At 67.9% G+C, this 14,171-nt stretch carries 17 protein-coding genes; 6 read left to right on the top strand and 11 right to left on the bottom strand.

Going from position 1 to position 14,171, the window contains the following annotated elements; all coding sequences use genetic code 11:
* Positions 1-113: 113 nt before the first annotated feature.
* Positions 114-812: a serine O-acetyltransferase EpsC gene (gene epsC, locus NED98_RS06160; protein WP_179511921.1), complete on the top strand. Its 699-nt coding sequence runs from the start codon at positions 114-116 to the stop codon at positions 810-812.
* Positions 812-1,153 (top strand): DUF2794 domain-containing protein, encoded by a 342-nt coding sequence (locus tag NED98_RS06155; RefSeq protein WP_179511920.1) that lies wholly within the window; start codon positions 812-814, stop codon positions 1,151-1,153. Before epsC ends, NED98_RS06155 begins: the two co-directional genes overlap by 1 nt.
* 502 nt (positions 1,154-1,655) lie before the next feature.
* Here the strand turns inward: NED98_RS06155 and NED98_RS06150 are convergent.
* From NED98_RS06150 to NED98_RS06110, 9 genes are all read right to left on the bottom strand, one after another.
* Positions 1,656-2,555 (bottom strand): SDR family NAD(P)-dependent oxidoreductase, encoded by a 900-nt coding sequence (locus NED98_RS06150; RefSeq protein WP_265312248.1) that lies wholly within the window; start codon positions 2,553-2,555, stop codon positions 1,656-1,658.
* Positions 2,556-2,640: 85 nt separating this feature from the next.
* Positions 2,641-3,030: a hypothetical protein gene (locus NED98_RS06145; protein ID WP_179511918.1), complete on the bottom strand. Its 390-nt coding sequence runs from the start codon at positions 3,028-3,030 to the stop codon at positions 2,641-2,643.
* A gap of 114 nt (positions 3,031-3,144) precedes the next feature.
* Entirely contained in the window at positions 3,145-3,837 is a 693-nt protein-coding gene (phoB, locus tag NED98_RS06140) for a phosphate regulon transcriptional regulator PhoB (RefSeq protein ID WP_179511917.1), read from the bottom strand.
* Positions 3,837-4,529 carry a phosphate signaling complex protein PhoU gene (phoU, locus tag NED98_RS06135; RefSeq protein ID WP_179511916.1) on the bottom strand — a complete coding sequence of 231 codons (693 nt, stop codon included), beginning with the start codon at positions 4,527-4,529 and terminating at the stop codon, positions 3,837-3,839. The genes phoB and phoU overlap by 1 nt, the downstream gene beginning before the upstream one ends.
* 11 nt (positions 4,530-4,540) lie before the next feature.
* Positions 4,541-5,287: a phosphate ABC transporter ATP-binding protein PstB gene (gene pstB / locus NED98_RS06130; protein ID WP_265312313.1), complete on the bottom strand. Its 747-nt coding sequence runs from the start codon at positions 5,285-5,287 to the stop codon at positions 4,541-4,543.
* Between the two features lie 23 nt (positions 5,288-5,310).
* Positions 5,311-6,516, bottom strand: a complete 1,206-nt coding sequence (pstA, locus tag NED98_RS06125; RefSeq protein ID WP_265312247.1) for a phosphate ABC transporter permease PstA — start codon at positions 6,514-6,516, stop codon at positions 5,311-5,313.
* Positions 6,509-7,885 (bottom strand): phosphate ABC transporter permease subunit PstC, encoded by a 1,377-nt coding sequence (gene pstC, locus NED98_RS06120; RefSeq protein ID WP_265312246.1) that lies wholly within the window; start codon positions 7,883-7,885, stop codon positions 6,509-6,511. The genes pstA and pstC overlap by 8 nt, the downstream gene beginning before the upstream one ends.
* Before the next feature lie 127 nt (positions 7,886-8,012).
* Positions 8,013-9,059, bottom strand: a complete 1,047-nt coding sequence (locus tag NED98_RS06115; RefSeq protein WP_265312245.1) for a substrate-binding domain-containing protein — start codon at positions 9,057-9,059, stop codon at positions 8,013-8,015.
* A 62-nt stretch (positions 9,060-9,121) separates the two neighbouring features.
* A complete protein-coding gene (locus tag NED98_RS06110; RefSeq protein ID WP_265268990.1) occupies positions 9,122-10,348 on the bottom strand; it encodes an ATP-binding protein in 1,227 nt (408 codons plus the stop codon).
* A gap of 244 nt (positions 10,349-10,592) precedes the next feature.
* Between NED98_RS06110 and NED98_RS06105 the strand changes: the two genes are divergently transcribed.
* The 4 genes from NED98_RS06105 to NED98_RS06090 are packed head-to-tail and all read left to right on the top strand — an operon-like array spanning position 10,593 to position 13,128.
* Positions 10,593-10,991, top strand: coding sequence for a hypothetical protein (locus NED98_RS06105; protein WP_179511913.1), 399 nt, complete (start codon positions 10,593-10,595; stop codon positions 10,989-10,991).
* A gap of 6 nt (positions 10,992-10,997) precedes the next feature.
* Positions 10,998-11,261 carry an HPr-rel-A system PqqD family peptide chaperone gene (locus NED98_RS23270; RefSeq protein ID WP_265268991.1) on the top strand — a complete coding sequence of 88 codons (264 nt, stop codon included), beginning with the start codon at positions 10,998-11,000 and terminating at the stop codon, positions 11,259-11,261.
* A complete protein-coding gene (locus NED98_RS06095) occupies positions 11,258-12,109 on the top strand; it encodes an HprK-related kinase A (RefSeq protein WP_265312244.1) in 852 nt (283 codons plus the stop codon). Before NED98_RS23270 ends, NED98_RS06095 begins: the two co-directional genes overlap by 4 nt.
* Positions 12,106-13,128 carry a nucleotidyltransferase domain-containing protein gene (locus NED98_RS06090; RefSeq protein ID WP_265312243.1) on the top strand — a complete coding sequence of 341 codons (1,023 nt, stop codon included), beginning with the start codon at positions 12,106-12,108 and terminating at the stop codon, positions 13,126-13,128. The genes NED98_RS06095 and NED98_RS06090 overlap by 4 nt, the downstream gene beginning before the upstream one ends.
* Here NED98_RS06090 and NED98_RS06085 read toward each other — a convergent pair.
* Together NED98_RS06085 and NED98_RS06080 are read right to left on the bottom strand one after the other, a co-directional pair.
* Complete coding sequence (locus tag NED98_RS06085) at positions 13,094-13,456, bottom strand: VanZ family protein (protein ID WP_265312242.1); 363 nt, start codon at positions 13,454-13,456, stop codon at positions 13,094-13,096. The two genes, NED98_RS06090 and NED98_RS06085, sit on opposite strands and share 35 nt — an antisense overlap.
* Positions 13,453-14,115, bottom strand: a complete 663-nt coding sequence (locus tag NED98_RS06080; protein ID WP_265312241.1) for an HAD hydrolase-like protein — start codon at positions 14,113-14,115, stop codon at positions 13,453-13,455. Before NED98_RS06080 ends, NED98_RS06085 begins: the two co-directional genes overlap by 4 nt.
* Between the last annotated feature and the right edge of the window lie 56 nt (positions 14,116-14,171).

Below are 14,171 nucleotides of genomic sequence, written 5' to 3'. Positions count from 1 at the left end.
CCATTTTGATAGGGATAACATAGAAACGTGGCGGCAGGTTGCATGATCGGCACGATGCTGGAAATCGCGTGGGGAAAGACTTAGATTACGGAGCTTCTAGGGGATCTCACGTAATGGCGCGATTGGCGGATTATCTCGATTCGATCCGGGCACGCGATCCCGCACCGCATTCGCGGGCGGAAATCCTGCTCTATCCGGGCGTCTGGGCGCTGGCATGGCATCGCGTCGCGCACCGGCTTTACCGCGCGCGGCTGTTCCTGCTCGCGCGGATGGTCAACCATATGTCGCGCTTCCTGACCGCGATCGACATCCACCCCGGCGCCAAGATCGGGCGCAATTTCTTCATCGACCACGGCTTCGTGGTGATCGGCGAAACCGCCGAGATCGGCGACAATGTGACGATCTATCAATGCGTCACCTTGGGCGGGACGAGCCCCGACAATGGCGTCGCCGGCAAGCGCCATCCGACGATCCTCGACGGCGCGATCATCGGATCGGGTGCGCAGGTGCTCGGGCCGATCACGATCGGGCGCGGCTCGCGGGTCGGTGCCAATGCGGTGGTGACCAAGGACGTGGCGGAGGGCGCGGTGATGGTCGGCATCCCGGCGCGCCCGACGATGGTGGAGGGCGGGCACGCGCCCGAGCCCAAGTTCGTCCCTTACGGCACGCCGTGCAGCGAGGTCTTCGACCCGGCGACGCAGAAGGTTGAACTGCTGCGCTGCGAACTCGAGACGATGCGCCGCCGGCTCGACGCGCTGATCGCGGAGCAGGGGGAACAGGCGGGGTCTGATCGCGCGGCGACCCGCGCCTGATGGGGGTCGTCACCCCGTTTCCGGCTGCCGGCGGCCGCCCGAGCCAGATCGGCTTCGACCGGCTCGAATTGACGCGGATCCTCGATCTTTACGGGCGGATGGTCGCCGCCGGGCATTGGCGCGATTATGCGATCGAGCTGGGGCGTGATGCGGCGATCTTCGCCGCGTTCCGCCGCGCCGCCGAACGCCCCGAATTCCGCATCGAGAAACGCCCCGATCTGCGCAACCGCCAGGGGATGTGGGCCTTGGTCAACGAGGCCGGGATGGTGCTGAAACGCGGGCATGAGCTCGGCCCGGTGCTGGCGCCGGTCGAGCGGCGGTTGCTCAAATTGGTTGAGTGAAAACTTTCCCCTCCCTTGTTCAAGGGGACGGTGCTGGGTTTGGCTTACGAGAAGCGGGCCGGCAACCCTCTAATAAAAACTAGAACAAATAAAACATAATGAAAACAGGCGGGAGCGTGGCAAACACAGAAACGTACATCTTTTTTCTTATTAAATAAAACCCGATCATTGGGTACGTGCAGAATAACAGCAATAATCCTAGATGTGGATATGTGGCATATAGCGGAAGCGGCCACATCGCTATTCCGGACAATACACCAAGAAAAGCGATAGCCGCCTGCGCTGCCACCAGGAATATCGCGACTACTCTCGCGACATGATTATTATTAAAGTTTTGTCGCATTTGCTGTCTGAATCTGGATATTGTGGAGACAGTTTCAGCCCTAAGCGCGTCTGCCGAGGCGCCATCGTAGCAGCGCGGACGCCTCCTAATTTTCCTAGAGAAACCACCCACCCCCGGGCCCTCCCTTGTTCAAGGGAGGGGCGCGCGGGCGGGCGAAGATCAGCCCCCAGCGAGCTTCTTGCCGATCAGCATCGATTGCGCGGCGCCCGATTCCGGGACGATCTCGCCGGTGCGGTTGGTGATCTCGGCCCAATATTTCTGCACGCCCTCCGGCGACAGATCCTCGCCGGTCAGCAATTTACCTTCGGTCAGCGTGACATAGCTCGCCTGGAACACCCCGGCGCCGGCGCCGACGATCTGGTTGGTCGGGGCATCCTCGCTGACCAGGAACAAAGCCGCGGGCACCACCTTTTCCGGCGAGAAGGCCTTGAACGCCTCGGCCGGGAACAGGTCCTCGGTCATCCGCGTGCCGGCGACCGGCGCGATCGTGTTGACCTTGATGTTGTTCTTCGCGCCTTCGAGGTAGAGCGTCTTGGTGAGCCCGGCGAGCCCGAGCTTGGCGGCGCCGTAATTGGCCTGGCCGAAATTGCCGAACAGCCCGGTCGACGAGGCGGTCATCAGGATGCGGCCGTAATTCTGCTCGCGGAAGGTTTCCCAGCATGCCTTGGTGGCGAAGGCCGAGCCGATCAGATGGACCTTGACCACGAATTCGAAATCGGCCGGCTCCATCTTGGCGAAGGTCTTGTCGCGCAGCACGCCGGCATTGTTGATCAGGACGTGGACGCCGCCCCATTTCTCCTTCGCGCGGGCGACCATTTCGGCCATCTGCTCATAATCGGTGACGCTGGCGCCATTGGCCATCGCGGTGCCGCCGGCGGCCTCGATCTCAGCGACAACCTTCTGCGCGGCGTCCGACGCGCCGGTGCCGGTGCGATCGCCGCCGAGATCGTTGACCACCACCTTCGCGCCGCGCCGGGCGAGCTCAAGCGCATATTCGCGCCCCAGGCCGCCGCCGGCGCCGGTGACGATCGCGACCTTGTCGTCGAAACGGATGGACATGGAAAAGGCGCTCCTATCGATACGATTGAAGCGCCTTTCCATACTCATCATTCAAACGGGCGCAACCGCCCGTCGAACCCGCCGCTTATTTCGCGGGCGTGGTGGTCTTGGTCGTGGTGGTCGTCACCGTGGTCTTGTGGACCGCTTTCTTGCCGTGATGACGCGCGTGCTTCTTGGCATGCTTGCCGGCAGCGGCGCCCTCGGAGAAGCCGTCGCCGTTGCCGACCTGACGGCAGCCGTCGAACTGGCCCTTCTTGCAGACCGGATAGCTTTCTTTCGCCGGCGGCGGCGGGAAGGCGGTGTTGGGATCGGGCGCCTGCTGGAAACGCACGGTCGAGCCCGGCGCCGGGGTGCCCTGAAGCGCCGGCGCGTTCGGCTGATAGCCGCCCGGGTTCGGAGCGGGGGCGGGCGCCTGGTCTTGTGCCATAGCGGGGGCGGCGATCAGCGCCGCGGCCGCCAGAAGAACGAACTTCATGCGAAAATCTCCTGTCAGGAAACGCTCCGTGCGTCGAACGCACGCCACAGCCCAACGCACGACCCGCCGGTTGGCTCCGTCGTTTCGGTAGCGATTCGACAACGGCACAATTTTTTACCCGCCGGCGTCCAGCGCATAGCCGGCCGAACGGACGGTGCGGATGATATCCTGGCGGCCGCCTTCGTTGATCGCCTTGCGCAGCCGGCGGATATGAACGTCGACGGTGCGGCTCTCGATATCGCTGTCGTGGCCCCACACGCTGTCGAGCAGCCGCTCGCGCGAAAAGACGTGGCCGGGATGCTCCAGGAAATGCTTGAGCAGGCGGAATTCGGTCGGGCCGAGCGGGATGATCTGCCCGCCGCGGCGCACCTTATGCCCCACCGTATCCATCTCCAGATCAGCATAGCTCAGCGCCTCGCCGGCGAGCGCCGGACGCACGCGGCGCAGCACCGCGCCGACCCGCGCGACCAGCTCGCGCGGGGAGAAGGGCTTGGTGACATAATCGTCCGCGCCCGTCTCCAGCCCGCGCACGCGATCCTCTTCCTCGCCGCGCGCGGTGAGCATGATGATCGGCACGTTCTGGGTATCGGCGGCGCGGCGCAGGCGGCGGCACACCTCGATCCCCGAAATGCCCTCGACCATCCAGTCGAGCAGGACGATATCGGGCACCTTCTCCTTGGCGAGCAGCAATGCTTCCTCGCCGTCGATGGTATGCGCGACGTCGAAATCCTCGCGCTTGAAATGCCAGATCAGCAATTCGGCGAGGCTGGCGTCGTCCTCGACCAGAAGCATGCGGGCTCGGGGCATCAGTGGGTTACCCTTTCTCGATCAGCCAACCGGGTGCCGGTGGCGGCAAAATACACCATTTCGGCGACATTCGTTGCATGGTCGCCGATACGTTCCAGATTCTTCGCCACGAACAGCAGGTGCGCGACCTGGCTGATCGTGCGCGGGTTCTCGACCATATAGGTCACGAGGGTACGGAAGATGCTGTCATAGAAATCGTCGAGCGCATCGTCGCGCTCATAGACGGCGAGCGCCTTTTCGGTGTCGCGCGCGGCGAAGGCGTCGAGCACGTCATGGACCATGCCGGAGGCCATCCGTGCCATCGCCGCGATCACCGAGACCGGCTCGATCCGGTCGGCGCCTTCGCCCTCGATCATCGGCACGCGCTTGGCGATATTCTTGGCATAATCGCCGATCCGCTCGACCACCCCGGCGATCTTGAGCGCGGCGACCACCTCGCGCAGGTCGTTGGCGAGCGGCGCGCGCAGCGCGATGATGCGCACCGCATTGCGCTCCACCTCCAGCTCGAGCGCGTCGAGCGCCTTGTCGCCCTCACGCACGCGTTGGGCGAGATCGAGGTCGCCGTGCTGCAGCGCGGCGATCGCGTCGGCGATCGCCTGCTCCGCGACGCCGCCCATCTGGCCGATCAGCCCGCGAAGCTCACCGATATCCAGATCGAACGCCTTGACCGTATGTTCCTGCCCGATTGCCATCGCGGTTCCTCTCAGCCGTAGCGGCCGGTGATATAATCTTTGGTGCGCTCTTCGCGCGGGTTGGTGAAGATGTCCGACGTGTCGGCATATTCGATCAGCCGGCCGAGGTGGAAGAATGCGGTCTTCTGGCTGACGCGCGCAGCCTGCTGCATATTGTGGGTGACGATGACGATCGCGTAGCGGCCGCGCAATTCGTGGATCAGCTCCTCGATCCGCGCGGTGGCGATCGGATCGAGCGCGCTGCACGGCTCGTCCATCAGAATCACCTCGGGCTCGACCGCGATCGCGCGCGCGATGCACAGCCGCTGCTGCTGCCCGCCGGAAAGCGCGGTGCCCGATGTGCCGAGCCGGTCCTTGATTTCGCTCCACAGCCCGGCGCGCGACAGCGCCTCCTCGACGATCCGGTCGAGATCGGCCTTGCCCTTGGCCAGCCCGTGGATACGCGGACCGTAAGCGACATTCTCGTAGATCGACTTGGGGAAGGGGTTGGGCTTCTGGAACACCATCCCGACCCGCGCGCGCAGCTGCACCACGTCCATGTCGCGAGCATAGATATCGGCGCCGTCGAGACGGATCTCGCCCTCCACCCGCGCCGCGGCGACGGTATCGTTCATCCGGTTGAGCGTGCGCAGGAAGGTCGATTTGCCGCAGCCCGAGGGGCCGATGAACGCGGTCACCTCGTCGCGGCGCACGTCGATCGACACGTCGGCGATCGCCTGGTTCGCGCCATAGAAGACGTTGACGTGCCGGGCGGTCATCTTGGGAAGGGTGTCGTCGCGGGTCACCGGCGGGTCTCGAAACGGTTGCGGAGATAGATGGCGAGGCCGTTGAGTGCGAGCAGCAGCGCAAGCAGCACGACGATCGCCGCGGAGGTCTTCTCGACGAAGCCGCGGTTGACCTCGTCGGACCACAGGAACGCCTGCACCGGGAGCACCGTCGCCGGATCGCTGAGCTTGGTCGGCGGCGCGGCGATGAAGGCGCGCATCCCGATCAGCAGCAGCGGCGCGGTCTCGCCCAATGCGCGCGCGGTGCCGATGATCGTTCCCGTCAGGATGCCCGGCATCGCCAGCGGCAGGACGTGGTGGAACACCACCTGCACCGGCGAGGCGCCGACACTGAGCGCCGCATCGCGGATCGACGGCGACACCGCCTTGATCGCATTGCGCGCGGTAATGACGATCACCGGCATCGTCATCAACGCCAGCGTCAGGGCGCCGACTATTGATGCGGAGCGGGTGAGACCGAAAGTGCCGAGAAAGACCGCCAGCCCGAGCAGCCCGAAGATGATCGAGGGCACCGCGGCGAGATTGTTGATCGAGACCTCGATCAGATCGGTCCAGCGGTTCTTGGGCGCATATTCCTCGAGATAGAGCGCCGCGAGGAGCCCGACCGGGAAAGCGATCGCGATCGTGGCGATGATCGTCAGCAACGACCCCTTGAGCGCCCCCCAGATCCCGACGCGCGTCGGATCGGTCGAATCCGCGCCGGTGAGGAAGGTCATATTGGGCGCGCGCGACAGCCGATCGCCCAGCGCCGCCACCGCGGCTTCGGCCGAAGGCGTGCCCTTGCCCTTGAAAGCGAGGTCGATCGCGCTCGCCGCGGGCACGTCGAGCGTCGCGGGGCGGGTGAGGAGGCCCGGATCGGCCTTCACCGCGTCGCGCACGCGCAGCCAGGCGCCGTCCGACAGCAATGCGGCACCGCCGAGGCGCGGATAGGCGCGGTCGGCGGCGGCATCGACCGCTTGTTCGAGCCCGGCGATCTTGGTTCCCGCAAGATCGAGCGGCAGCGCGATCCGCGTCTCGGTGAAGCCGCCGACGCCGCGCAACAGCATCACCCCGATCAGCATCGCGAGGAACGCCGCCGACAGGCCGACCGCGGCCAGCCCGAGCAGGCGGAAGCGCCGCTCGGCGCGATAGCGCTTCGCGATGCGGCGCTGCATCGGCGCGCCGGACCAATCGGTCGGGGTGGCGGGCGGGCGGCTATTCATACGCCTCGCGATATCGTTTCACGATCACCAGCGCGACGACGTTGAACAACAAGGTGATGACGAACAGGGTAAGCCCGAGCGCGAAGGCAGCGAGCGTCTTGGCGCTGTCGAACGCGGCTTCGCCGGTCAGCAGGTCGACGATCTGCTTGGTGACGGTGGTGGTCGGGGCGAAGGGGTTGAGCGTCAGCGACGCCACCCCGGAAGCGGCCATCACGACGATCATCGTCTCGCCGATCGCGCGGCTGATCGCGAGCAGCACGCCCCCCGCGACGCCCGGCAGCGCGGCGGGAAGCAGGACGCGGCGGATCGTTTCCGAAGGCGTTGCGCCGAGCGCGAGGCTGCCGTCGCGCATCTCGGCGGGGACGGCGGCGAGCGAATCGTCGGCGGTCGAGGAGACGAAGGGGATGATCATGATGCCCATCACCAGCCCCGCGGCGAGCGCACTTTCGGAGGAGGCGGAGGCGATGCCGAGCGTCGCCCCGAGATCGCGGACCGCGGGGGCGACGGTCAGCGCGGCAAAATAGCCGTAAACGATCGTCGGCACCCCGGCGAGGATCTCGAGCATCGGCTTGACCCGGCGGCGCGTCGCGGGATGCGCATATTGGGTGAGGTAGATCGCGCTCATCAGCCCGAACGGGATCGCGACGAGCATCGCGATCACCGCACCGATGAAGAAAGTGCCCCAGAACAGCGGCACCGCGCCGAGCGCCGCGCCGGGATCGGCGGGGTCGATCACCTGCGGCGACCAGTGCGTGCCGAACAGGAAATCGCCGATCGGGACGATCGCGAAGAAGCGGGCGCTTTCGATCAGCAGGCTGGCGACGATCCCGAGGGTGGTGAGGATCGCGATCAGCGAGGCGGCGAGCAGCAGCCCCATCACCAGCCGCTCGACCCGCGTCCGCGCGGTGAGCGCCGGGGCGACGCGGAGGAAGGCGAGCATCCCACCGCCCAAAGCGAGCAGCAGCGCGATCGCCGCGGCGATCACGTCGTAGCGCGATTGCGCGGCGGCATAGGCCGGGGCGAGCGCGGTCGACAGCGTATGGAACGCGCCGGTGCCGCGCCCGTGGGCGAGGTGGCGCGCCTCGGAGAGGATCGCGGCGCGCTCGAAGCCGGACGGCGGCAGGGTGCTCGCCGCCGGGGTCGCCAGCACCGCGTCGGTGACCAAAGCGGGCGAGACGAAGCGCCAGATCAGCAGGAAGGCGAGCGGGGGGAGGATCGTCCACAAGGCGACATAGGCGGCGTGGTGGCCGGGGAGCGACCCGAACCGGCCGGGGCTCGCGAGCCGGAAGCGCACCGCGCGAGCGCGCGCGGTGAACCACCCGATCATGCCGAGCGCGAAGATGAGGAAGATGAGCGTCAGCGGGGACATGCGCTGTCCGCCCGCAGGTAAATGGAGAGCGTAGTGCCCAGCCACCGCTTGTGCTCCCGCGAAGGCGGGAGCCCAGACTGGGTCCCCGCCTTCGCAGGGACACAAAGGGGAGAGCGATGCGCCAGCATCATTGCAGCTCCCGCGGATCGAGCGGCGTTTCGTTGCGGATGATCGCCGCCGAGCGCGCCTGTACCGCATCCGGCGCCGCAATCAGCCCGCGCCGGGCGAGCGGCCCGTTGACGCCCCAGGCCGCGGCATAATGCGCGAGGAATTGCCGCAGCCCCGGCACCGCGCCGAGATGCGCTTTCTTGACGTAAATGTAGAGCGCGCGCGCGCCGGGATAACTGCCGTCGGCGATCGTGGCGCGGCTCGGCGCCACCCCGGCGATCGGCAACCCTCTGACGGTGGCGGTGTTTTCCTGGAGATAGCTGTAGCCGAACACCCCGATCGCGGTGGGATTGGCGGCGAGCTTCTGGACGATGAGATTGTCGTTTTCCCCCGCATCGACATAGGCGCCGTCGTCGCGCATCCGCTCGCAGCGGACCGCGAAGGCATCGGGGTCGCGCCGGTGCAGTGCGGCGGCGGTCGGATCGACCTGTTCGCAGCCGCGCGCGAGGATCAGCCCGGCGAGCGTATCGCGGGTGCCGCTGGTCGCGGGCGGGCCGTAGACGCGGATCGGCACGTCGGGCAGCGCCGGGTTGACGTCGCGCCACACGCTCGCCCGGTTCGGCTTCCCGCCCGGCGCCGCGGCGAGCGCGCGATAGAGGTCGGCCGGGGTCAGCTTCATGCCCGGCCCCTCGCGCGATTCGGCGAAGGCGACGCCGTCGACGCCGATCTGGATTTCGAGCAGGTCGCCGGCGCCGTTGCGCGCGCACAATTCATATTCGCTGCGCTTCATCCGCCGCGAGGCATCGGCGATATCGGCATAGGCCGCGCCGATCCCGCTGCAGAACAACCGCATCCCGCCGCCGGTGCCGGTGGATTCGATCACCGGCGGTCTCGCGCCCGGCGTGTCGGCAAGGAAACGTTCGGCGACGATCGCGGTGAAGGGATAGACGGTCGACGAACCCACCACCTTGATCTGGCCGCGCGCGCCGCCGCCGCCGCCCGCCGCCTGATCTCGACAGGCGGGCAGCAACGCGATGGCGGCAAGCAGCGCGAGGCGGCAAATCATTCTGTCCCCATCGGCCACGCGGAGGCGCAGCCGGTTCCCTCTGCGCCCGTGTGACATTCTTGTTACGATAATATGACAGCCGGATCGGCGGCGCGCAGCATCACCGTTACCCGCGTGCCTTCCCCGACGATGCTGGCGATGTCGAGCCGGCCGCGATGCCGCTCGACGACGTGCTTGACGATCGCGAGTCCGAGCCCGGTCCCGCCGAGCGACCGGCTGCGCCCCGCATCGACGCGATAGAAACGCTCGGTGAGCCGCGGCAGGTGATCCGCCGCGATGCCGTCGCCCTGATCGGCGACCACCAGCCGGACCATCCCGGCGGCGGCGGGGGCGGCCTCGACCCGGATCGGGGTGCCCGGCCGCCCATATTTCATCGCATTGCCGATGAGATTGTGGAGCAATTGCGACAATTGCACCGCATCGCCGGTCAGCATCGGCAGCCCGGGGGTGACGTGAAGCGTGATGTCGCGCCCGCGCCCGTTGTGCGCGCCGGCCAGCGCGGCGGCGACATCGTCGATCAGCTCGCCGAGATCGACCGTATCGCTGGGCGGGCGGAATTTGTCCGCCTCGATCCGCGACAGGCTCATCAGATCCTCGACCAGCCGCTCGATCCGCTTCGCCTCGTCGAGCACGATGCGCAGGAAGCGCGCGCGGATGTCGGGGTCTTCGCCGGCCTCGTCGGCAAGCGTTTCGACATAGCCGATGATCGAGGCGAGCGGGGTGCGCAGCTCGTGGCTGGCGTTGGCGACGAAATCGACACGCATCTTCTCGGCGGCGTGGCTGTCGGTGCGGTCGATCAGCTGGACCAGCCGGCGGTGGCCGTCGAGCGCGCTGGCGCGCATTTCCCAGCGCTGGCTCAGCCCGCCGAGCCCGACCAGCTCGATCGGCGGCTGCGCCTTGCCGTTGGCCAGTTCGGCGAGATAGGCGACCGCCGCGGGATGCCGGATCGCGGTGCGCACGTCCTCGCCCGCGACATGATCGCCGAGCAAGGTGCGTGCCGCGCGGTTGGCGAGCGCGACGCGGGTGCCCTCGATCAGCAGCACCGGCTCGATGATCGCGTCGATCGCGACCTCGATCGCCGGGCCGGGCACCGCCGTCTCGCGCGCCAGCGCGGCGGCTTCCGCCTCGCGCTCCTCGCGCATCTGCGACGCGGCGAGCAACGCGACGAGCCCGCCCGCCAGCGATACGGTCGCGACCTGCCAGTCGCCGGACAGGGCATAAGCCGTCATCGCCGTCACGGCGACGATCCCGGCCGCCAGCCAGCCGCGAGGGGTGATTCCGTCCAGCACAGCCCCGCGTTTAGGGCGGATCGGTGCCCGGCGGAACTCGGCATTTCCTGATCTTTTTAGCGTACGGCAACCCGCATTGTGCTCCCGCGAAGGCGGGAGGCCAGCCTGGGTCCCCGCCTTCGCGGGGACACAGGGGAGGGGGAAAGCATGCGCAGAGAACGCAAATCATATCGTAACGTCCCGTTGCGATACGCTTTCTTTGCCCGGCTTGTCTGCCGGGGCCGATTATGGGACTGACACGGCGATGAGCGACGAGGGCGACACGACAGCGGAGGGCGCGACGCGGCGGCGTGCGCTGATGCTCGGCGCGGCCGGGGCGGCGGCGGTCGTCTCGATCCGCCCGGCGCTGGCGCAGACCGCCGGCTCAGTGCTCGCCTGCGACATCCCGGTGCCCGATCCGAGCCGCGCGGGCGGGTTTATCGACAGCAACGGCAATGTCGTCCCCGCCGGCACCAAGAATGCCTTCGCCCCGCCGCCGCGCCCGCTGAAGGGCGAGGATGTGAAGCGAGCGCTGGCGAGCGGGGGCAATCTGCCCGGCGTGGATTATGAACGCAGCCGGGCCTATCTCAAATATGTCGGCCGGCTGCAGCGCGGCACCGCCGGCTTCACCTGCTTCGCCTCGCTCCAGATGCTGCGGAAGTAAAAAGCGGTGGCCGCGACGCGCTATCGCGCGCCGGTTGCCGAGGGGCTATGCGTTGCGCCGCTCGACGATCTCGTCGCGATCTATCATCGCGCGTCGGGGCTGACCCATATCGTCGTCGCGCCGGTGCCCGAGCTGCTCGCGGCGATGGCGGGGGAGTGGCGCTCGATCGAGGCGCTGGCGGCGGCGTTCGGGCTTGCCGATGACGAACATGCGGCGCTGATCGAGCGGCTCGACGAACTGGTCGCCGCGGGGCTGGTCGAGGCGCGATGAGACACGTCTTTTCGGTCCGCATCGGCCCGGTGGGGTTTCGCGTCGGGAGCGACTGGCGCGCGCCGGTGGCGGCGCTGCGCACGCTTTACGCGGGCTATCCGACGCCGGACGACGGGATCGCCGATTACAATGTCCGGCTCTCGGCGACGCGGCCGTGGCGGCGGTTCATCCGCCCCTCGGTGGCGATCGCGGGGGATTATATGCTCCCCGATGCCGCGCCGCTGCCGCTGGCGCACGGGCTGCTCGCCGCCGAAATGGCGATGAACCTGCAACTCGCGCTGGGCGAGCGGCGCTTCCTGCTGCTCCACGCCGCGACGGTCGAGCGCGGCGGGGAAGCGATCGTGCTGACCGGCGAATCGGGGGCGGGGAAATCGACGCTGGCGGCGCTGCTCGCCGCGCGCGGCTGGCGGCTGATGGGGGACGAATTCGCGCTGGTCGACCCCGAGACCGGGCTGGTTCACGCCTTTCCGCGGCTCGTCAGCCTGAAGAACGCGGCGATTGCGGTCGTCCGCGCGGCGTTGCCGGCGGCGCGGTTCGGGCCGCTGATGGCGGGGACGCCGAAGGGCGATATCCGTCACCTCGTCCCCGACGATACGGCGGTCGCGGCGATGCAGGTGCCGGCGCGCGCGGTGCGGCTGGTGTTCCCGCGCTTCGGCTTCGCGGCCGAGCGCCGCACGGTGGGGGCCGGCGAGGCGTTCGTGCGGTTGACCCAGGCCTCGACCAATTATGTCGCGTTGGGCGAGCGCGGTTTTGCGGCGATGACCCGCTTCGTCCGTGAAACCCCGGCGATGGCGCTCGACTATCCCGACGCCGACGCCGCGATCGCCGCGATCGAGGCCGAAGGATGAGCGCGCGGCTGCTGTGCCGCCTGCTCGCCGCGCCGGGCGAGGCGCGCGCGCTCGATGCGGCGCAATGGAATGCGGTGATCGCGATCGCGCGCGCCGAGCTGCTGATCGGCACGCTCGCATTCCGGTTGCGCGGGTTGCCGCTGCCGGCCCCGGTCGAGGCGATCCTCGCGGCGGCAATCCTGTCGGCGGAGGAAGGGCGGCGGCAGGCCTTGTGGGAGGCGGTGATGGCGCGGCGCGCGCTTGCCGCGCTCGATTGCCCGGTGATCCTGCTCAAAGGGACGGCGTTCGTCGCCGCCGGGCTCGATGCGGGGCAGGGGCGGCATATCGGCGATCTCGACATCCTCGTCCCGGCGGACATGCTGGCACGGGCGGAGGCGGCATTGCTCGATGCCGGGTGGGAATGGGTGAAATCCGATCCCTATGACGATGCCTATTACCGGCGCTGGATGCACGAGCTGCCACCGCTGATCCACCGCGAGCGCGATCGCATGATCGACGTCCACCATACGATCCTCCCGCCGACCGCGCGTTCCACCCCCGATCCGGCGAAGCTGATCGCCGACGCGGTGCCGCTGGCCGATGGCGTCGCGATGCTGTCGCCCGAGGATGTGGTGATCCATGCCGCGATCCATCTGTTCGCCGACGGCGATCTTTCGGGGGGCCTGCGCAACCTGTGGGATATCGACCGGCTGGTGCGCGAATTCGCCGCGCGCGATGCCGATTACCCTGCGCGGCTCGTCTCCCGTGCGGCCGAGCATCAGGCGTCGCGGGCGGTGGCGCGCGCGTTGCGGCTGGCGGCGGCGCTGTTCGATACGCCAATCCCGCCGCAACCCGCCGAGCCGCTGTTCGACGCCGCCGCGCGCCGCCGCCTGCTGGCGCGCGACGGCTGGGGGCGCGGGACGCGGCCGGCGACGCGGCTCGCCTTTTACGTCAGGTCACATTGGCTGCGGATGCCGCCGGCGATGCTCGCGCGGCATCTGTGGATCAAAATGTGGCGTCGTTCCAGACATGCCGGATGATCGCCACGACGATGATCACCGCAAGGATCGCCGCGGTATCGGCGACCCAGTCGAAGATATCGCAATCGCGGTGCAGCGCGGGGATCGACTGCGCCACCTCGATCAGCGCGCCGACGAACGACAGCCGCTCGGCGATGCGCAGCAGCGGGGTGTGCGGGTAACCGAGCACCGCGAACATCGTGATCGTCGCGAAGGCAGCCATATGCTGCCATTTGTCGCTGACGTTCACCAGCGTTGGCGGGTGCGGCAGCAGCGCCATCGTGATGGCGAAGGACAATGCGACCGCAAGCAACAGTCGCCAGATCGTCAGGCGTTCCTGGTAAGTCATAATGTCTCGAGGGTCGGGATCAGTTCGTCGAAATGGTCGATCACGGCGTCGGCGCCGAGTTGGTCGACCGGCTTGGTGAGGAACCCGAACGCACAGGCCACGGCGGGTATCCCCGCGGCCTGCGCGGCGTCGACGTCGAAATGCGAATCGCCGACGAACGCCGCGCGGCCGCCGTCGTCCAGACCCCCGCATTGCGCGATCATTGTCTCGATCGGCAGCGGGGAGGGCTTGCCCGCGCCGCCGATGATCGTCGTGAAGCGCGCGGTGAGGCCGAGCGTATCGAGCAGCGGGCGGGTCAGCGCCTCCGCCTTGTTGGTGACCATCGCGATCTTCACGTCGCGCGCCGCCAATTCGTCGAGCATCGCCACCGCGCCGGGAAAAGGAGTCGTATGGTCCGCGATATGCGCCGCGTAAAAGTCGATCATCACCGCATTGAGCCGGTCGAGCAGCGCCTCGTCATATCCGCCGGTCGCCGCCAGCGCCAGCGACATCATCCGCCGCCCGCCCCCGCCGATCATCGACCGCAGGTCGTCGAACGCCAGCGGCGCGCGCCCGTCCGCCGCGAGGGCGTGGTTGACCGCCGCGGTCAGGTCGGCGCTGGTATCGAGCAACGTGCCGTCGAGATCGAACCCGACGATCGTGAACGGAAAAACATGCATCGGTCATGCGCCAGACAGCAGCGCTCTGGAAATGGCAAGCATCCAATGCGAAAGCG

The sequence above is a fragment of the Sphingomonas lycopersici genome (assembly GCF_026130605.1).
GTDB lineage: Bacteria > Pseudomonadota > Alphaproteobacteria > Sphingomonadales > Sphingomonadaceae > Sphingomonas > Sphingomonas lycopersici.
Note: the sequence above shows the minus strand (reverse complement) of the source record. Positions and strands in the feature narration are given on the sequence as shown.